Source organism: Enterobacter sp. GER_MD16_1505_Eko_090 (assembly GCF_003331015.1).
GTDB lineage: Bacteria > Pseudomonadota > Gammaproteobacteria > Enterobacterales > Enterobacteriaceae > Enterobacter > Enterobacter roggenkampii.
Window position 1 is genome coordinate 1 of record NZ_PUQF01000005.1, and the last position, 20,653, is coordinate 20,653.

Genomic DNA, 20,653 nt, shown 5'->3' on the forward strand with positions numbered 1-20,653 from the left:
GTCTCCTCTTCTATGCCAGTTATAACTGTTACCCATGTATCCGGTCTAAAGTGTTACCCATGTTTCCGGTTCATACCTTTCGCTCACACGGCCTGCGGTGTTCGGTTTTTGTAGGCCGGGTAAGGCGAAGCCGCCCCCCGGCGCAACAGGCATCAAAGCTTATCCAGCAGCTTCTTCACATCCTTGCCGTCCTGTGAATCTTTATTACGATCCGCCCAGCCGCTGAGTCGACGTTTCGCTTCATCCTGCAGATGCTTACGCAGGATCTGATCCACCTGCAGACTGTAATTCAGGGCCTGCCATTTGCCGTATACGCTCAATGGGACCGGCGTCTCTTTCAGGAAGTCAATGAGCTTGCTTTCGCCCTGCCAGCCGGAAAGTACCCGCACGTTAAAGCGCGTGTCCGCCGTCTCTTTGACCAGATCCAGCTGACCCTCGCCCGTTACTGATAAGAGTGAAGAGGTACCCTGCATTCCGTCGAGAGAGAGTTGTCCGTTGTTCAGCGTCAGGTCCGTGGTGAAGCTGTCGAGGCGCGTGGCACTGTCGTAGCTCTCCTGGGCTTTCACATCGCTGCTGCGCTCCACCGCCTGCTGCACCAGTTGCTGGAAGTTAAGCCCTTCCATACGGGAGTTTTTCAGATCAAGATGCGCCTGCCCTTGCCACTCGCGGCGGAAAGCATCGGCATCAATTTTCGTGCCGGAGAAGTCCCCCGCCAGCGTCAACTGCCCCGTCAGAGAGATCGGGTAGTTAAACGCGGTCAGGATGGTGCCTATCTCAACGTTATCGAGACGCGGCTGGAATTCGGCGCTGGCAACGTCTTTACGGACATCCAGCGTGCCGGGCAGTGAGAGGTGTCCTGCGCCCATCTTGCCGCTCAGTTCGGAGATCACCAGCAAACCGTTATGGTTAAACATCTGGCTGCTCACGTCGGTAAAGTCCATGCCGCGCCAGCGCAGGCTGGTGGCTTTCAGCAGAATATCCGCCGTGAATCCGCGCAGAGCGTTATAGTCAGGTTGATCGAGATTCGACGAAATAACCGGACGTGATACCGGTGCCTGGCTTTGCCCCGTCTGCGTCGCCTCGCTGTCCGTGGCGCTGGCTGGCAGAGGTGGCAACAGGTTTTCCAGGTTGAGCTTGTCAAATTGCAGATTCAGCACCCACTTCGGCTTCTCTTCAAAGGTAACGCTCGCCTGCCCCTTCAGGCTACTGTCATTTGCCTGCAGGTTGAGATTATCCAGCTCCAGCTGTTTTTGTTCCTCACGCCACACGGCCTGCAGCGTCCCCTGACCGGCGATCCCCTGGGTGGGCAGATTGGCCCCCGTCAGCTGCCAGTTAAGCTGCTGGATGTTCGCCGTGAGCTGATGCGGATAGTCTGACGCATTCACATTAGCATTCAACGACAGCGTCAGATCCCGCTGATCGCGGTTCACGCGCCCGCTAAATTCCACCGATGCAAGATGGTGCTCATCCTGTTCCATCTGCAGATTAATGTTGCGAACGGTGACCAGCTCTTCGTGCTCATGCTGGAAAACCAGCACGCTATCGGCCACTTTCAGTTTGCCAATATCAAAGGACCAGCCAGTATCAGACGGTTCATCAGGCAGGGTATTTTCACGCGGTGCCACCGGCGCGTTGGCATCACGGACAGCTTCAGTTTGCGGGGTGAGCTGAATCACCGCGCCTTTCAGCATCACCTGATTCACCTGCAGCTGATGGGAAATGAGCGGGATCAGCGCCACATCAAGGCGCATGTTGTCTGCGGACACCAGCGGCTGGGACGCCCCCGGCGCCGTGAGCGACATGCGGCCAGAGAGAATGCTGAGCTGCGGCCAGACGTGCCAGCGCAGCGGCCCGTCCAGCTTCAGTTGATAACCACTGCGTGCCTCAACCTGCCGCACCATATACGCGCGGAAGTCATTAGGGTTAACCAGCAGAACCAACGCCGAAAGGCCAGCCACCAGCACCACCAGCAAAATCATCAGCGTTGTCAGAACTCTTCTCATGGCATCCTCAATGGACTAACGATCAGTCTTTATCAATACGGCTGGCAACCGCACCCTGCTGGTCGCGATATTTTGCGTCCTGACGGCGGTTATACGGCCTGTCTGCCGGGCCTGACAGCGGTTCAAAACTTAACGCGCCGATCATCATCCCCGGACGAAGCGCCAGCGGCAATTTACCGGCATTGAAGAATTCCAGCACAATACGGCCCGACCAGCCTGGATCGATACGGTGCGCGGTCACGTGTACCATCAGTCCCAGTCGCGCCAGCGAAGAACGGCCGTCAAGCCAGCCGACGAGGTCCGCAGGCAGGGTGACGGATTCAAACGTTACCGCCAGCGCCAGTTCACCCGGATGCAGATAAAAGGCTTCGCCATCTTCGATTACGATTTCGTCACTCATCACGCGATCGAGCGCGGCGCTGACTTCGTCCTTCGGTCCGCTGAGGTCAATGAACGGTGCGGTATGGCCGCTAAAGGTGCGGAATTTATTCCCCAACCGGACATCGACGGTCACCCCATTGATACGCTCAACAGGTGGACGTGGGGTAATAGACAAACGGCCTTCATCCAGCCAGGCTTCAATATCGCGATCACAAAGACGCATGCCTTTTTCTCCTTTCATGCATCGTACCCTGAGCCGGTAAGCGCTCAGGGTAAAACCAGGTTATCTCTGAACGGTACACAATTCACGCGGCTTATTCAAAAAACTGGCTGATTTTCGCTTTTAAGATATCGATCGCGATGCGGTTTTTACCCCCGCGCGGCACGATGATATCGGCGTATTGTTTGGAGGGCTCAATAAACTGCAGGAACATCGGGCGGACCGTTTTCTGGTATTGCGCCATCACGGAGTCCATTGAGCGGCCACGTTCATTAACGTCACGCTTGATGCGGCGCATCAGGCAAATATCCAGCGGGGTATCGACGAAAATCGAGAAGTTCATGGATTCACGCAGGCGGGCGTCGGTCAGCAGCAGGATGCCTTCAAGGATAATGACCTTTTTCGGCTCGATGCGGATCGTTTCCTGGGTGCGGGTATGTTCTACGTAACTGTAAACGGGCAGTTCGATCGCCTGGCCGCTCTTAAGCGCTTCTAAATGCTGGAACAGCAGGCTGTGATCCATCGCATTTGGGTGGTCGTAGTTCGTTTTAACGCGTTCTTCCATCGACAGATGGGATTGATCTTTGTAATAGCTGTCTTCGGGAATGACGCCGATATGCTCATCACCTACTTGTTCACGCAGTTCGCGATAAAGCGTACTGGCAATTAGACTTTTACCTGAAGCCGATGCGCCGGCGATGCCTATAATGACGCACTGATGAGACTTATCAGTCATAAATTTAGCGACCTGATTAACCTGGATGTAAAGGAAGGACGACGCCGGAGCGTCAAACGCGGCAATTATAGGGATTTCGCGGGCGTGATACCAGTCGAATACTCAGGTTCTGCGAGACTGACCGAAAAGTGACGAGTTATTCCCTGAATGAAATTTAAATGCGCATTTTTTCGCCGCTTACCCGTTTTTTTTCACGGAGTAAGTATTTAATAAGTCTGTGTTGTCAAATTCTGAGCGGTCACCATATGAATTGTAAATTGTTTGTACTAGCATAAACCAAATTATCAAATTCACGCGTTCGGACATCTTCTTCCCTGACGGCATGGCGTCTCTGGATAAAGCGGTAATGAATAAACAATACCAGCGGGTTTTGGTGACCACCCCACATCCTTTATTACGACTTGTCTGTCTGGGCCTGGTCACCTTTATCTTTACCTTATTTTCGCTGGAGCTCACCCGCTTCGGCACCCTGCTGGCCCCGCTCTGGTTTCCCACCGCCATTATGATGGTGGCGTTTTACCGCCATGCCGGAAAAATGTGGCCGGGCATTGCCCTGGCCTGTTCGTTCGGCAATATTCTGGCCTCATGGATGCTGTTCTCCTGGGGGTCGGTCAGCCTCATCTACCCTGCGGTCAACGTCATTGAGGCCGTTATCGGCGCGCTGTTCCTGCGTAAATGGCTCCCGTGGTACAACCCGCTGCAGAATCTGAACGACTGGATCCGCGTGGCCATCGGCAGCGCGCTGGTGCCGCCACTGATGGGCGGCATTCTGGTGTCTCTGCTGGCACCCGGCTCTGAGCCCCTGCGTAATTTCTTCGTCTGGGTGTTGTCAGAAGCCATTGGCGCACTGGCACTGGTGCCACTGGGGCTGTTATTTAAGCCGCATTATCTGCTGCGCCACCGTGACCCGCGATTGCTGCTGGAAACGCTGACCACGCTGGCCGTGACGTTAGCCCTCAGTTGGGCAGCCATCACCTGGCTGCCGTGGCCCTTCACCTGCGTGATCGTTCTGCTGATGTGGAGCGCCGTGCGCCTGCCGCGGATGGAAGCGTTCATGGTGTTTCTGGTCACCGTGATGGTGGTGTCGCTGATGATTGCCCGCAATCCTCTGGCGCTGACCACCCAGCACGCCGGGCCGATGCTGAACGCCCCCTGGCTGCCGTTCCTGATGCTGCTCCTGCCCGCTAACGTAATGACCATGGTGATGTACGCCTTCCGCGCCGAACGCAAACATATCACCGAAAGCGAAGAGCGCTTTCGTAACGCGATGGAATATTCCGCCATCGGCATGGCGCTGGTCAGCATTGAAGGCAAATGGCTTCAGGCTAACAAGGCGCTGTGCAATTTCCTCGGCTACAGCCAGACGGAGCTTCAGTCGCTGACCTTCCAGCAGCTCACCTGGCCAGAAGATCTGAATACCGACCTCGAGCAGCTCGAACAGCTGGTCAACGGCGAGATCAATACCTACTCCCTCGAAAAGCGCTATTACACCCGCGACGGGGAAGTGGTCTGGGCGCTTCTTGCCGTCTCCGTGGTGCGTCATGCCGACGGCTCGCCGCTCTATTTTATTGCCCAGATTGAAGACATTAACGATCTGAAGCAGACCGAATGGGTCAATAAGCGCCTGATGGAGCGCATTACGCTGGCTAACGAAGCCGGGGGCATCGGCATCTGGGAGTGGGATCTGGAACCCGACATTATCAGCTGGGATAAGCGGATGTTTGAGCTCTATGAAATACCGCCGCACATCAAGCCCACCTGGCAGCTCTGGCACGACACGATGCTGCCGGAGGATCGCGTCCACGCTGAGCAGGTGCTGCGGGACTCCCTGATTTCCCGCCTGCCGTTTAAGCTGGAATTCCGCATCCGCGTGAAGGAAGGCGTGCGTCATATTCGCTCCCTGGCGAACCGGGTGCTCAATAAGCAGGGGGAAGTTGAACGGCTGCTCGGCATCAACATGGACATGACCGAGGTTAAGCAGCTTAACGAGGCCCTCTTCCAGGAAAAAGAGCGTCTGCACATTACCCTCGACTCCATCGGTGAAGCGGTGCTGTGCACCGATATCAACATGAACGTCACCTTTATGAACCCGGTCGCGGAGAAAATGAGCGGCTGGCTCCAGACCGAGGCTATCGGCCAGCCGATCCTGAAGGTGTTACACATTACCTTCGGTGAAAAAGGGCCGCTGATGGAGAATATCCACAGCGGCGATATGTCCCGTTCCGATATCGATCAGGACGTGGTGCTGAACTGCCGTACCGGCGGCAATTATGATATCCACTACAGCATTACGCCGCTCAGCACGCTGGATGGACAGAATATTGGCTCGGTGATCGTCATTCAGGACGTGACCGAGTCACGCAAAATGCTGCGCCAGCTGAGCTACAGCGCCTCCCACGATGCCCTGACCCATCTGGCAAACCGGGTCAGCTTCGAAAACCATCTCAAACGGCTCTTGCAGACCGTTCGCGAAACGCGCCAGCGCCATGCCCTGGTGTTTATCGACCTCGATCGCTTCAAAGCCGTCAACGACACGGCTGGCCACGCCGCGGGCGATGCCCTGCTGCGGGAACTGGCTTCCCTGATGTTGACCATGCTCCGCTCCAGCGACGTGCTGGCGCGTCTGGGCGGGGACGAGTTCGGGTTACTGTTACCGGACTGCAACCTGGAAAGCGCACGCTATATCGCCGGTCGCCTGATTCATGCCATCAACGACTATCACTTTATGTGGGAAGGCCGCCTGCACCGGATCGGCGCCAGCGCCGGCATCACGCTGATTGATGAAAATAACCACCAGGCGTCGGAGATCATGTCGCAGGCGGACATTGCCTGTTACGCCTCAAAAAACAGCGGGCGCGGCATGGTGACGGTGTATGAACCCCAGCAGGAGCGGGATCATCACACGCGCAGCATGATGTCGCTTGATGAACAGTGGCACATGATTAAAGACAATCATCTGATGATGATTGCCCGCAGCGTCGCCTCCCCGCGCATCCCGGAGAGCAGTAATTTCTGGCTGCTGTCGTTACGCCTGTGGACCAGCCAGGGCGAAGTTCAGGAAGAGCATGCCTTCCGCTCGGGTCTGGCGGAGCCTGAGCTTCTGCACGCCCTCGACAGACGGATCTTTAGCGAGTTTTTCCGCACCTATGCCACCCAGATCGCCAGTAAAGGCATGGGCGTGGCGCTGCCGCTCTCGGAGGCCGGTTTAGCCAGCGTGACGCTGGTCGATGAACTACTCGACCTGCTGGATAAAAGCCCGATGCCGGGCCGTCTGCTGCATCTGGTTATCTCTGCCGATGTGGTGTGCAACCCGGATAAGAACCTGCATCGGGGTCTGCAAAAGCTTCGCCAGGCGGGCTGCCGCGTGATCTTCAGCCAGGTGGGACGCGACATGAACGTCTTTACCCACCTGACCGCGAATATGGCCGACTATCTGATGCTGGATGCAGAGGTGGTAACCAACGTGTATGGCAATCTGATGGATGAGATGATGGTGACCATTGTTCAGGGCCACGCCCAGCGTGTGGGAATGAAAACTATCGCGGGCCCCTGTAACCAGCCCATCATGATGGATACGCTCTCCGGCATCGGCATCGATTTTATCTTTGGTGACACCATCGCCGAGCCGCAGCCATTAGATCTTCTGCTCAACACCAGCTATTTCGCCATCAACTGACGGTGCCCAGCCGTCGGTATACCAGATGTGCAGCAGCGCGTAGGAGCGCCACGGCTTCCAGCGTTCGGCATAACGACGAATTTGCGCGGGCGTCATTCCGGCGAAGCGCTGTTTAATCAGGTAATCATCCGGCAGAAACACATCTTTCGCCTGCCAGCCGCGCAGGGCCAGATAATTTGCCGTCCAGCGCCCTATCCCCGGCCGCTGCTGTAACGCCTTCATCCCCTCTTCTGTATTCGCGGGCGGGGAAAGCGGAAACGTTCCGTCGATAACCGACTGCGCCAGATGAATCAGCGACTCCGCGCGCTTTAGCGGCATGCCCAACGCCTTCAGCGCCAGCGGGTCCGCTACCGCCAGCGCCTGCGGCGTGGGGAAGCAGAGATAGCCCGGACAGTCCGCCACCGGTTCGCCACAGAGCGCCACCACGCGTGACGCCAGCTTCGCCGCCATCGCCACGCTCACCAGCTGCCCGAGGATCGCCCGGACGCCCTGCTCGTACGCATCCATCGCCCCCGGTAAACGCAAGCCTGGCCTTGCAGCACCGAGTTCGCCCAGCGTTTCTGCTATTTGCTGCGGGTTACAGCGGAGATCGAACAGGCGTTCGATGCGTTCAAGACACGCCTGCGCAACCGGAATTAACCCCGGGCTGAGCGTCACGCTCAGCGTATGGCTGGCGATATCCGGCGTCACGCGGAAAATCCCCTGATGCCCCTCGCAGGCAAAACTGCGCTCATAGTAATCGTTGGTGACGGTTTCAATGCCCGTTACCGCGCGCGCGCCAAGAAAACCAAACATCCACTGCCAGTCATAAGGGGGAAGCCAGGTGAGGGTATACATCGTTGCTCCTTTTTTAGTGTTATCAGCATAAACGTAAAGACCCTGTTTTGCCTTGCTTTCATATTCCTGTTGTCGCCATGCAGACATTTCGTTAAAGTCTCGCCCCTTCTCACCGGCATGGGGATTCATCGTGTTTATTGGATTTGACTACGGTACGGCAAACTGCTCGGTTGCGATTATGCAAGACGGGCAGCCACGGCTCCTGAAAATGGAAAAAGAGAGCACGCTGCTGCCGTCTATGCTCTGCGCACCGACGCGTGAAGCGGTGAGCGAGTGGCTGTTTCGCCACCATCAGGTTCCGGCCACGGCGGCGGAGACCCAGGCGCTGCTGCGCCGGGCGGTCAGCTTTAACCGCGAGGAAGATATCGACGTTACGCCCTCCAGCGTGCAGTTCGGCCTCTCCTCGCTCGGGCACTACATTGAAGACCCCGAAGAGGTCTATTTCGTTAAGTCGCCAAAATCCTTCCTCGGCGCCAGCGGCCTGAAGCCGCAGCAGGTCGCGCTGTTCGAAGACCTGGTGTGCGCGATGATGCTGCATATTCGCCAGCAGGCGCAGACGCAGGTCTCCGATGCGATTACCCAGGCGGTGATTGGCCGCCCGATCAACTTCCAGGGGCTGGGCGGCGACGAGGCCAACCAGCAGGCGCAGGGGATCCTGGAGCGCGCGGCGCACCGCGCAGGCTTCCGCGACGTGGTATTCCAGTATGAGCCGGTTGCCGCAGGGCTGGACTTCGAAGCCACGCTGACGGAAGAGAAGCGCGTACTGGTCGTGGATATCGGCGGGGGCACGACGGACTGCTCGCTGCTGCTGATGGGGCCGCAGTGGCATCACCGTCGCGATCGTGAAAACAGCCTGCTCGGGCACAGCGGCTGCCGCGTGGGCGGTAACGATCTGGATATCGCCCTGGCCTTCAAGAGCCTGATGCCGCTGCTCGGCATGGGGGGGCAAACCGAAAAAGGCATCGCCCTGCCGATCCTGCCGTGGTGGAACGCGATAGCCATCAACGACGTGCCGGCGCAGAGCGATTTTTACAGCACCGCCAACGGCCGCTTCCTTAACGATCTGGTGCGCGATGCCCAGGACGGCGAAAAGGTCGCCCTGCTCTATAAAGTGTGGCGTCAGCGTCTGAGCTACCGCATGGTGCGTACGGCGGAAGAGAGCAAAATCGCCCTGTCCGACCGCGCTGAACATGCGGTCTCCCTGCCGTTTATCAGTGACGAACTGGCCACTGCCATTTCGCAGGACGGGCTGGAGACGGCGCTTGCCCAGCCGCTGCAGCGCATTCTGGAACAGGTGCAGCTCGCGCTGGAGAACGGCAAAGAGAAGCCGGACGTGATTTACCTGACCGGCGGTAGCGCTCGTTCACCGCTGATCAAGAAAGCACTGGCCGAACAGCTGCCGGGAATACCTATCGCGGGTGGCGATGACTTTGGCTCCGTTACCGCAGGGCTGGCGCGCTGGGCGCAGGTGATGTTTAGCTAGTGCGGTTGTGCCGGGTGGCGGCTTCGCCTTATCCGGCCGACAAAACGTGTGTTGTTGTAGTGCGGTCTGGTGCCCTCTCCCACAAAACACCAAAAACGGCAACATCCGTTGCCGTTCGCATTTACCTTGTAGGCCGGGTAAGCGAAGCGTCACCCGGCAACACTCAGACAATTCCCGACAGTCTTCCATATTTCCTCCATTTTTCCGCTGTGTTGCCTGACTAAACTAGTATCATTCCCCGAAGTATTCAGGATGAGAACGTATAACGATGAAAGGCAGTAACAAATCCCGCTGGGCAATCGCCGCTGGCATCATTGTGGTGGCCCTTGCCGCCGCCTGGTACTGGCACAGTCAATCCGCGAACACCGCCGCACCGGCCGGCGCCACCAGCCAGACCCAGCGCCCAACGGGTGGAGGTCGTCACGGCATGCGCGGCGGCGCGCTGGCGCCGGTTCAGGCGGCGACGGCGGTGAATAGAGCCGTTCCTCGCTATCTCACCGGTCTCGGGACCATTACCGCTGCCAACACCGCCACGGTGCGCAGCCGCGTCGACGGCCAGCTCATCGCGATCCACTTCCAGGAAGGTCAGCAGGTCAAAGCGGGCGATCTGCTGGCGGAAATCGACCCGAGCCAGTTTAAGGTCGCCCTTGCCCAGGCGCAGGGACAGCTCGCGAAAGACAACGCGACCCTCGCCAACGCCCGGCGCGATTTAGCCCGCTACCAGCAGCTGGTGAAAACAAACCTGGTGTCCCGTCAGGAGCTGGATACCCAGCAGTCGCTGGTCAGTGAAACGCAGGGCACGATCAAAGCGGACGAAGCCGCGGTGGCCAGCGCCCAGCTGCAGCTGGACTGGAGCCGCATCACCGCGCCGATTGACGGACGCGTCGGCCTGAAGCAGGTCGATATCGGCAACCAAATCTCCAGCGGCGACACCACGGGCATCGTGGTGATCACCCAGACCCACCCGATTGATTTAGTCTTTACCCTGCCGGAAAGCGATATCGCGACCGTCATGCAGGCGCAAAAAGCCCGTAAAGGCCTGGTGGTGGAAGCCTGGGACCGTACCAACACGCAGAAGCTGAGTGAAGGGTCTCTGCTCAGTCTGGATAACCAGATCGACACCACCACCGGCACCATCAAGCTGAAGGCGCGCTTTAATAACCAGGACGATGCCCTCTTCCCGAACCAGTTCGTCAATGCGCGCATGCTGGTGGCGACCGAAGAAAACGCGGTCGTGATCCCCACCGCTGCGCTGCAGATGGGTAACGAAGGTAACTTTGTCTGGGTGCTTAACAGCGACAATAAGGTCAGCAAGCACCTGGTGAAAACCGGTATCCAGGACAGCCAGACGGTGGTCATCAGCGCCGGGCTTTCCGCAGGCGACCGCGTGGTCACCGACGGCATTGACCGTCTGACCGAAGGGGCCAAAGTGGAAGTGGTGGAACCGGCGAAACAGGGAGCGACCTCCTGATGCAGGTGCTGCCGCCGGGCTCTACAGGTGGGCCGTCACGCCTGTTTATCCTCCGTCCTGTCGCCACCACGCTGCTGATGGTGGCGATCCTGCTCGCCGGGATTATCGGCTATCGCTTCCTGCCGGTCTCGGCGCTGCCGGAGGTGGATTACCCCACTATTCAGGTGGTGACGCTCTATCCCGGCGCCAGCCCGGATGTCGTGACGTCCGCCATCACCGCCCCGCTGGAGCGCCAGTTCGGCCAGATGTCGGGGCTAAAACAGATGTCCTCCCAGAGTTCAGGCGGGGCGTCCGTCGTGACGCTGCAGTTCCAGCTGACGCTGTCGCTGGACGTCGCCGAGCAGGAGGTACAGGCCGCGATTAACGCCGCCACCAACCTGCTGCCGTCGGACCTGCCTAACCCGCCGGTCTACAGCAAAGTGAACCCGGCCGATCCGCCGATCATGACGCTGGCCGTCACCTCCTCCGCCATGCCAATGACCCAGGTCGAAGACATGGTCGAAACGCGCGTGGCGCAGAAAATTTCTCAGGTCTCCGGCGTCGGCCTCGTCACCCTGGCGGGCGGACAGCGCCCGGCGGTGCGCGTCAAGCTGAACGCGCAGGCCATCGCCGCGCTGGGGCTCACCAGCGAAACCATCCGCAGCGCCATCAGCAATGCCAACGTCAACTCGGCGAAGGGCTCGCTGGACGGCCCAACCCGCGCCGTCACGCTCTCGGCGAACGACCAGATGCAGTCCGCCGACGAATATCGTCAGCTGATTATCGCCTACCAGAACGGCGCGCCGGTGCGTCTGGGCGACGTGGCAACCGTAGAACAAGGCGCGGAGAACAGCTGGCTGGGAGCCTGGGCCAACAGGCAGCAGGCGATCGTGATGAACGTGCAGCGCCAGCCGGGCGCAAACATCATCGAAACCGCCGACAGCATCCGCACCATGCTGCCGCAGCTGATCGAAAGCCTGCCGAAGTCGGTCAGCGTGAAGGTGCTTTCAGACCGTACCACCAACATTCGCGCGTCGGTCACCGACACCCAGTTCGAGCTGATGCTGGCGATTGCGCTGGTGGTGATGATCATTTATCTGTTCCTGCGCAACGTTCCGGCGACCATTATTCCCGCCGTCGCCGTACCGCTCTCGCTGGTCGGCACCTTTGCGGTGATGGTGTTCCTCGATTTTTCGATCAACAACCTGACGCTGATGGCGCTCACCATCGCCACCGGGTTCGTGGTGGATGACGCTATCGTCGTCATCGAGAACATCTCGCGCTATATCGAGAAAGGTGAAAAACCGCTGGCCGCCGCGCTGAAAGGCGCAGGAGAAATCGGCTTTACCATTATCTCGCTGACCTTCTCGCTGATTGCGGTGCTGATCCCGCTGCTGTTTATGGGCGATATCGTTGGGCGTCTGTTCCGCGAGTTTGCCGTGACGCTGGCGGTCGCCATTCTGATCTCCGCCGTGGTGTCGCTGACCCTGACGCCGATGATGTGCGCCCGCATGCTGAGCCATGAGTCCCTGCGCAAGCAAAACCGCTTCTCGCGCGCCTCCGAGCGCATGTTCGAGCGCATTATTGCCGCCTACGGTCGCGTGCTGGCGAAAGTCCTTAACCACCCGTGGGCCACGCTCGGCGTGGCGCTGGGAACCCTGGCGCTCAGCGTGATGCTGTGGATTTTCATTCCGAAAGGCTTCTTCCCGATCCAGGACAACGGCATTATTCAGGGCACGCTTCAGGCCCCACAGTCGGTCTCTTTTGCCAATATGGCGCAGCGCCAGCAGCAGGTATCTGACATCATCATGAAGGATCCGGCGGTAGAGAGCCTGACCGCTTACGTCGGCGTGGACGGCACCAACCCGTCGCTCAACAGCGCGCGTCTGCAGATCAACCTTAAGCCGCTGGATGAGCGCGACGATCGCGTCAACGCCGTCATTGAGCGGCTGCAAAGCGCCGTCGCCCGCGTGCCGGGCGTTGAGCTGTACCTGCAGCCGATTCAGGATTTGACCATCGATACCCAGGTCAGCCGCACGCAGTACCAGTTCACGCTGCAGGCCACCTCGCTGGACGCGCTCAGCACCTGGGTGCCGCAGCTGGTGGATAAACTCAAAACCCTGCCGCAGCTCGCCGACGTCAGCAGCGACTGGCAGGACAAAGGGCTGGCGGCGTACGTGAACGTCAACCGCGACGCCGCCAGCCGTCTGGGCATCACCATGGCGGACGTGGATAACGCCCTGTACAACGCCTTCGGTCAGCGTCTGATCTCCACCATCTACACCCAGGCGAACCAGTACCGCGTGGTGCTGGAGCACAACACCGACAACACGCCCGGCCTGGCGGGGCTGGACTCGGTGCGCCTGACCAGCAAAGATGGCGGCATTGTGCCGCTGAACGCTATCGCCACGGTGGAAGAACGCTATACCCCGCTGTCGATTAACCATCTGGATCAGTTCCCGTCCACCACCATCTCCTTTAACGTGCCGGACAATTACTCTCTGGGTGAAGCGGTGGAGGCCATTCAGGCGGCGGAAAAAGCGGTAAGCTTCCCGGCTGATATTCAGACCCAGTTCCAGGGCAGCACCCTGGCGTTCCAGGCCGCGCTGGGCAACACCATCTGGCTGATCGTGGCGGCGGTCGTGGCGATGTACATCGTGCTCGGCGTGCTGTACGAAAGCTTTATCCACCCGATCACCATCCTCTCTACCCTGCCGACGGCGGGCGTGGGGGCACTGCTGGCATTAATGCTGGCGGGCAGCGAGCTGGACGTGATTGCCATCATCGGTATCATCTTGCTCATCGGGATCGTGAAGAAAAACGCCATCATGATGATCGACTTCGCCCTGGCCGCCGAGCGCGAGCAGGGCATGTCGCCGCGCGATGCGATTTTCCAGGCCTGCCTGCTGCGTTTTCGCCCCATCCTGATGACCACGCTGGCCGCCCTGCTGGGCGCGCTGCCGCTGATGCTCAGCACGGGCGTCGGCGCGGAGCTGCGCCGTCCGCTGGGTATCGGCATGGTCGGCGGTCTGCTGGTGAGCCAGGTGCTGACGCTGTTCACCACGCCGGTGATCTACCTGCTGTTTGACCGCCTGGCGCTGTGGACCAAAAGCCGCTTCCCGAAACGTGAAGAGGAGGCATAAGTGAAGTTTTTCGCCCTCTTCATTTATCGCCCGGTGGCGACGATTTTAATCTCGCTCGCCATTACCCTCTGCGGCGTGCTGGGCTTCCGGCTGCTGCCGGTGGCCCCCCTGCCGCAGGTGGACTTCCCGGTGATCATGGTCAGCGCCTCGCTGCCGGGCGCCTCGCCGGAAACCATGGCCTCGTCCGTTGCCACGCCGCTGGAGCGTTCGCTCGGGCGGATTGCGGGGGTCAACGAGATGACCTCCAGCAGCTCGCTGGGCAGCACGCGCATTATTCTCGAATTTAGCTTTGACCGGGATATCAACGGCGCGGCGCGCGACGTGCAGGCGGCCATCAATGCCGCACAGAGCCTGCTGCCGAGCGGGATGCCGAGCCGTCCGACCTACCGCAAGGCCAACCCGTCCGACGCGCCGATCATGATCCTGACGCTGACCTCGGATACGTATTCGCAGGGGCAGCTGTACGATTTTGCGTCTACCCAGCTGGCGCAGACAATCTCACAAATTAACGGCGTCGGCGACGTGAGCGTCGGGGGGAGTTCCCTGCCCGCGGTGCGCGTGGGGTTAAACCCGCAGGCGCTGTTTAACCAGGGCGTGTCGCTGGACGACGTGCGCTCCGCCATCAGCAACGCCAACGTGCGTAAACCGCAGGGGGCGATTGAGGACAACAGCCACCGCTGGCAGATCCACACCAACGACGAGCTGAAAACCGCGGCGGAATATCAGCCGCTCATTATTCACTACAACAACGGCGCGGCGGTGCGCTTAAGCGACGTGGCCAGCGTCACCGACTCGGTGCAGGACGTACGCAACGCCGGAATGACCAACGCCAAGCCGGCGATTCTGCTGATGATCCGCAAGCTGCCGGAAGCGAACATTATCGAGACAGTGAACAGCATTCGCGCCCGTCTCCCGGAGCTGCAGGAGACCATCCCGGCAGCAATCGATCTGCAAATTGCTCAGGATCGCTCCCCGACCATTCGCGCCTCGCTGGAAGAGGTGGAGCAAACGCTGGTGATTTCCGTCGCGCTGGTGATCCTGGTGGTCTTCCTGTTCCTGCGATCCGGCCGCGCGACGCTGATCCCGGCGGTGGCCGTGCCGGTCTCGCTGATCGGCACCTTTGCCGCCATGTATCTGTGCGGGTTTAGCCTCAACAACCTGTCGCTGATGGCCCTGACGATTGCCACCGGCTTCGTGGTGGATGACGCCATCGTGGTGCTGGAAAACATTTCCCGCCATCTGGAAGCAGGCGTGAAACCGCTGCAGGCCGCGCTGCAGGGCACGCGCGAGGTGGGCTTTACGGTGCTCTCCATGAGCCTGTCGCTGGTGGCGGTCTTTCTGCCGCTGCTGCTGATGGGCGGGCTGCCGGGCAGGCTGCTGCGCGAATTTGCCGTCACCCTTTCGGTGGCTATCGGCATCTCGCTGATTATCTCGCTGACGCTCACGCCAATGATGTGCGGCTGGATGCTCAAGCGCAGCAAGCCGCACTCGCAGCCGCGCCGCAAAGGCTTTGGCCGCGTGCTGATGGCAATGCAGGAGGGCTACGGCAAATCGCTGAAGTGGGTGCTGAACCACACAAGGCTGGTCGGCCTGGTGCTGATCGGCACCATCGTGCTCAACGTGTGGCTGTATATTTCCATCCCGAAAACCTTTTTCCCGGAGCAGGATACCGGCGTGCTGATGGGCGGCATTCAGGCGGACCAGAGCATTTCCTTCCAGGCGATGCGCGGCAAGCTGCAGGACTTTATGAAGATCATTCGGGAAGACAAAGCCGTGGATAACGTCACTGGCTTTACCGGCGGGTCGCGCGTCAACAGCGGGATGATGTTTATTACCCTGAAACCGCGCGGCGAGCGCAACGAAACCGCCCAGCAGGTGATTGACCGCCTGCGGGTGAAGCTTGCCAAAGAGCCGGGGGCCAACCTGTTTTTGATGGCCGTTCAGGATATCCGCGTCGGCGGGCGACAGGCGAACGCCAGCTATCAGTACACGTTACTCTCGGACGACTTAGCCGCCCTGCGCGAGTGGGAGCCGAAGATCCGCAAGGCGCTGGCCGCCCTGCCCCAACTGGCGGACGTAAACTCCGATCAGCAGGACAACGGTGCCGAGATGGCTCTGACCTACGACCGTGAAACCATGTCGCGGCTGGGCATTAACGTTGAAGCCGCCAACAGCCTGCTGAACAACGCCTTCGGCCAGCGCGAGATCTCCACCATCTACCAGCCGATGAACCAGTACAAGGTGGTGATGGAGGTTGACCCGCGCTACACCCAGGACATCAGCGCCCTGGATAAAATGTTTGTGATCAACAACGACGGCAAGGCGATTCCGCTCTCGTACTTTGCCAGCTGGCAGCCTGCCAACGCGCCGCTGTCGGTGAACCATCAGGGGCTGTCGGCGGCGTCGACCATCTCCTTTAACCTGCCCGCCGGTTCGTCACTTTCCGAGGCCAGCGACGCAATCAACCGCGCGATGACGCAGCTTGGCGTGCCGTCCACCGTGCGCGGCAGCTTTGCCGGGACCGCGCAAGTATTCCAGGAGACGATGAACTCGCAGGTGATTTTAATTCTGGCCGCCATCGCTACGGTCTATATTGTGCTGGGCGTGCTGTATGAAAGCTACATGCACCCGCTGACCATCCTTTCGACGCTGCCGTCGGCGGGCGTGGGGGCACTGCTGGCGCTGGAGCTGTTCGGCGCGCCGTTCAGCCTTATCGCACTCATCGGGATCATGCTATTGATCGGCATCGTGAAGAAAAACGCCATCATGATGGTGGACTTCGCGCTGGACGCCCAGCGCAACGGCAACCTCTCGCCGCAAGAGGCCATCTTCCAGGCCTGCCTGCTGCGCTTTCGTCCGATCATGATGACCACCCTGGCGGCGCTGTTTGGCGCGCTGCCGCTGGTGATCTCGGGCGGCGACGGTTCCGAACTGCGCCAGCCGCTGGGGATCACCATTGTCGGCGGCCTGGTGATGAGCCAGCTGCTGACGCTGTACACCACGCCGGTGGTCTATCTGTTCTTCGACCGCCTGCGGCTGCGCTTTTCACGTAAAAACAGAGAAACGGTAAACGGGTAAATGACAGAGCTTCCCAGCAACGTTCGCTGGCAATTATGGATAGTCGCCTTCGGCTTCTTTATGCAGTCGCTGGATACGACCATCGTCAACACCGCCCTCCCCTCCATGGCGAAAAGCCTCGGGGAGAGCCCGCTGCATATGCACATGGTGATTGTCTCCTACGTGCTGACGGTTGCCGTGATGCTGCCCGCCAGCGGCTGGCTGGCCGATAAGGTCGGCGTGCGGAATATCTTCTTTACCGCCATCGTGCTGTTTACCTCCGGCTCGCTATTTTGCGCGCAGGCCAACACCCTCGACCAGCTGGTCATGGCGCGCGTGCTGCAGGGCATCGGCGGGGCGATGATGGTGCCCGTCGGGCGACTAACGGTGATGAAGATTGTACCGCGCGAGCAGTACATGGCGGCGATGACCTTTGTCACCCTGCCCGGCCAGGTGGGGCCGCTGCTTGGGCCTGCGCTGGGCGGTATGCTGGTGGAGTACGCCTCCTGGCACTGGATCTTCTTAATCAATCTGCCGGTGGGCATCATCGGCGCCATCGCTACCCTGACGCTGATGCCGAACTACAAAATGCAGACCCGGCGCTTTGATTTCTTCGGCTTTATTCTGCTGGCGGCGGGCATGGCCACGCTTACCCTGGCACTCGACGGGCAAAAGGGGCTGGGGATTTCGACCCTGATGCTCGGGTTGCTGGTGGTTATCGGCATTTCCACCATTGCAGGGTATTTGTGGCATGCTCGCGGCAATGACCAGGCGCTGTTCAGCCTGAACTTGTTTAAAAACCCTACCTACCGTCTCGGGCTGTTCGGCAGCTTTGCCGGACGCGTCGGCAGCGGCATGCTGCCGTTTATGACGCCCGTGTTTCTGCAAATTGGCATGGGCTTTTCGCCATTCCACGCGGGCCTGATGATGATCCCAATGGTGCTGGGCAGCATGGGGATGAAGCGGATGGTGGTGCAGGTGGTGAACCGCTTTGGCTACCGTCACGTGCTGGTGGCCGCCACGCTGGGGCTGGCGCTGGTCAGCCTGCTGTTTATGGCCGTGGCGCTGATGGGCTGGTACTACGTCCTGCCGCTGGTGCTGTTCTGCCAGGGGATCATCAACTCCATGCGCTTCTCGTCGATGAATACCCTGACGCTGAAGGACCTGCCGGACGATCTGGCGAGCAGCGGCAACAGCCTGCTGTCGATGATTATGCAGCTCTCCATGAGCGTGGGCGTGACGATCGCGGGGTTGCTGCTCGGCATGTACGGCCAGCACCATCTCAGCGTCGACACGCCGGTGGCGCATCAGGTCTTTATGTATACCTACCTCAGCATGGCGGTCATCATCGCCCTGCCCGCGTTCATCTTCGCCCGCGTGCCGGATGATACCAGCAAGAACGTCGTGATTAGGCGCGGCAAAAGGAGTGGCTCATGAAATTCTGGCGTCCGGGAATTACCGGCAAGCTCTTTCTGGCGATTTTTGCCACCTGTATCGTTTTGCTGATCACCATGCACTGGGCGGTGCGCATCAGCTTTGAGCGCGGCTTTATTGATTACATCAAGCATGGCAATGAGCAACGTTTGCAGGGCTTAAGCGATGCGCTGAGTGAACAGTACGCCCAGCACGGCAACTGGCGTTTTCTGCGCAACAATGATCGCTTTATTTTCCAGATTCTGCGCTCGCTGGAGCACGATACCGGTGACGACCGTCCGGGCCCGGGCATGCCGCCGCACGGCTGGCGCACCCAGTTCTGGGTGATCGACCAGGACATGCGCCCCCTGGTTGGCCCGCGCGCGCCGATACCGCCGGACGGCACCCGTCGGGCGATTAAAGTGAATAACGCGACCGTCGGCTGGGTGATCGCCTCGCCGGTGGAGCGCCTGACGCGCAACACCGACATCAACTTTGACCGCCAGCAGCGCCGGACCAGCTGGCTGATTGTCGCCCTCTCCACGCTACTCGCCGCGCTCGCCACCTTCCCGCTGGCGCGCGGTCTGCTCGCCCCGGTGAAACGGCTGGTGGAGGGCACGCACAAGCTGGCCGCGGGGGATTTCACCACCCGCGTCGATACCCGCAGCCAGGACGAACTGGGCAAGCTGGCGCAGGACTTTAACCAGCTCGCCAGCACGCTTGAAAAAAACCAGCAGATGCGCCGCGACTTTATGGCCGATATCTCGCACGAGCTGCGTACGCCGCTGGCGGTGCTGCGCGGCGAACTGGAGGCCATTCAGGACGGCGTGCGCCAGTTTACGCCGGAATCGGTGGCCTCTCTGCAGGCGGAGGTGGGCACGCTCACCAAGCTGGTGGACGATCTCCACCAGCTCTCCATGTCCGACGAAGGCGCGCTGGCCTACCAGAAGGCGCCCGTAGACGTCATTAACGTGCTGGAAGTAGCGAGCGGCGCCTTCCGCGAACGCTTTGCCAGTCGCAACCTGAAAATCGACCTCTCCCTGCCGGACAGCGCGGTGGTGTTTGGCGACAAAGATCGGCTGATGCAGCTGTTCAACAACCTGCTGGAAAACAGCCTGCGCTACACCGACAGCGGCGGCGGGCTGCATATCTCCGGCAGGCAGGACAACGGGCGCTTTGCCCTCACCTTCGCGGATTCCGCCCCCGGCGTGCAGGACGCGCAGCTGGAAAAACTGTTTGAACGTTTTTACCGTACCGAAGGCTCCCGCAATCGCGCCAGCGGCGGCTCCGGCCTGGGGCTGGCGATTTGCGTTAACATCGTCGAGGCGCATAATGGCACGATCCGCGCCGCCCATTCGCCTTTTGGCGGGGTTAGCATTACAGTAGAGTTACCTCTGGAACGGGATTTATCGAGAGAAGTATGACCGAGTTACCGATTGACGAAAACACGCCGCGCATTTTGATCGTCGAAGACGAACCCAAGCTGGGACAGCTGCTGATCGACTATTTACGCGCGGCCAGCTATGCCCCGTCACTGATCGGCCACGGCGACCAGGTGCTGCCCTACGTGCGCCAGACCCCGCCGGACCTGATCCTGCTGGATTTAATGCTGCCAGGGGTAGATGGATTGACCCTGTGCCGGGAAATTCGTCGCTTCTCCGACGTACCGATCGTCATGGTCACCGCCAAAATTGAAGAGATTGACCGCCTGTTGGGGCTCGAAATCGGCGCTGACGATTATATCTGCAAACCCTACAGCCCGCGTGAAGTGGTCGCCCGCGTGAAAACCATTCTGCGCCGCTGCAGGCCGCAGCGCGAGCTTCAGGTGCTGGACGCCGAAAGTCCGCTGATTGTGGATGAAAGCCGCTTCCAGGCGAGCTGGCGCGGCAAGCTGCTGGACCTGACGCCTGCTGAGTTCCGCCTGCTGAAAACCCTCTCCCACGAGCCGGGAAAAGTCTTCTCCCGCGAACAGCTGCTGAACCATCTGTATGACGATTACCGCGTGGTGACCGACCGCACCATCGACAGCCACATCAAAAACCTGCGCCGCAAGCTGGAGGCGCTGGACGCCGAGCAGTCGTTTATCCGCGCGGTGTATGGCGTGGGGTATCGCTGGGAAGCGGATGCGTGCAGGATTGCCTAGTGAGCCGCTAGTCAATCCAGGCCGGGTAAGGCGAAACCGCCACCCGGCACAATAACTTTACCTCCCTGCCCCGCAGCGCTACAATGCCCGCCCTTAATGTGGGGGATCTCC

At 59.9% G+C, this 20,653-nt stretch carries 12 protein-coding genes; 8 read left to right on the plus strand and 4 right to left on the minus strand.

All coding sequences use genetic code 11. The features are described 5' to 3' along the window. Positions 1–152: 152 nt before the first annotated feature. The 3 genes from asmA to udk form a co-directional block, all read right to left on the minus strand. A complete protein-coding gene (asmA, locus tag C6A40_RS06975) occupies positions 153–2,003 on the minus strand; it encodes an outer membrane assembly protein AsmA (protein WP_045337242.1) in 1,851 nt (616 codons plus the stop codon). Between the two features lie 22 nt (positions 2,004–2,025). After that, the gene (gene dcd, locus C6A40_RS06980; protein WP_008500854.1) at positions 2,026–2,607 is read right to left on the minus strand and encodes a dCTP deaminase; all 582 of its coding nucleotides are present in this window, start codon (positions 2,605–2,607) and stop codon (positions 2,026–2,028) included. 91 nt (positions 2,608–2,698) lie between these two features. Next, positions 2,699–3,340 carry a uridine kinase gene (udk, locus tag C6A40_RS06985; protein ID WP_008500855.1) on the minus strand — a complete coding sequence of 214 codons (642 nt, stop codon included), beginning with the start codon at positions 3,338–3,340 and terminating at the stop codon, positions 2,699–2,701. A 346-nt stretch (positions 3,341–3,686) separates the two neighbouring features. Between udk and C6A40_RS06990 the strand changes: the two genes are divergently transcribed. Next, entirely contained in the window at positions 3,687–7,016 is a 3,330-nt protein-coding gene (locus tag C6A40_RS06990; RefSeq protein WP_008500856.1) for a diguanylate cyclase, read from the plus strand. Here C6A40_RS06990 and alkA read toward each other — a convergent pair. Next, entirely contained in the window at positions 6,975–7,853 is an 879-nt protein-coding gene (alkA, locus tag C6A40_RS06995) for a DNA-3-methyladenine glycosylase 2 (protein WP_045337240.1), read from the minus strand. The genes C6A40_RS06990 and alkA overlap by 42 nt on opposite strands. A 130-nt stretch (positions 7,854–7,983) precedes the next feature. Here alkA and yegD point away from each other — a divergent pair, with 130 nt between their 5' ends. The 7 genes from yegD (at position 7,984) to baeR (ending at position 20,542) form a co-directional block, all read left to right on the plus strand. Next, positions 7,984–9,336 carry a molecular chaperone gene (gene yegD, locus C6A40_RS07000; RefSeq protein ID WP_045337238.1) on the plus strand — a complete coding sequence of 451 codons (1,353 nt, stop codon included), beginning with the start codon at positions 7,984–7,986 and terminating at the stop codon, positions 9,334–9,336. Between the two features lie 268 nt (positions 9,337–9,604). Then, positions 9,605–10,807 carry an MdtA/MuxA family multidrug efflux RND transporter periplasmic adaptor subunit gene (locus tag C6A40_RS07005; RefSeq protein ID WP_045337236.1) on the plus strand — a complete coding sequence of 401 codons (1,203 nt, stop codon included), beginning with the start codon at positions 9,605–9,607 and terminating at the stop codon, positions 10,805–10,807. After that, complete coding sequence (locus C6A40_RS07010) at positions 10,807–13,929, plus strand: MdtB/MuxB family multidrug efflux RND transporter permease subunit (protein WP_045337234.1); 3,123 nt, start codon at positions 10,807–10,809, stop codon at positions 13,927–13,929. The genes C6A40_RS07005 and C6A40_RS07010 overlap by 1 nt, the downstream gene beginning before the upstream one ends. Further along, on the plus strand, positions 13,930–17,007 hold the full coding sequence (gene mdtC, locus C6A40_RS07015) for a multidrug efflux RND transporter permease subunit MdtC (protein ID WP_045337233.1): 3,078 nt from the start codon (positions 13,930–13,932) through the stop codon (positions 17,005–17,007). Then, on the plus strand, positions 17,008–18,423 hold the full coding sequence (gene mdtD / locus C6A40_RS07020; protein ID WP_045337232.1) for an MFS transporter: 1,416 nt from the start codon (positions 17,008–17,010) through the stop codon (positions 18,421–18,423). Continuing rightward, positions 18,420–19,823: an envelope stress sensor histidine kinase BaeS gene (gene baeS / locus C6A40_RS07025; RefSeq protein WP_023325638.1), complete on the plus strand. Its 1,404-nt coding sequence runs from the start codon at positions 18,420–18,422 to the stop codon at positions 19,821–19,823. Before mdtD ends, baeS begins: the two co-directional genes overlap by 4 nt. Next, entirely contained in the window at positions 19,820–20,542 is a 723-nt protein-coding gene (baeR, locus tag C6A40_RS07030) for an envelope stress response regulator BaeR (RefSeq protein WP_008500865.1), read from the plus strand. Before baeS ends, baeR begins: the two co-directional genes overlap by 4 nt. The last annotated feature ends 111 nt before the right edge of the window (positions 20,543–20,653 follow it).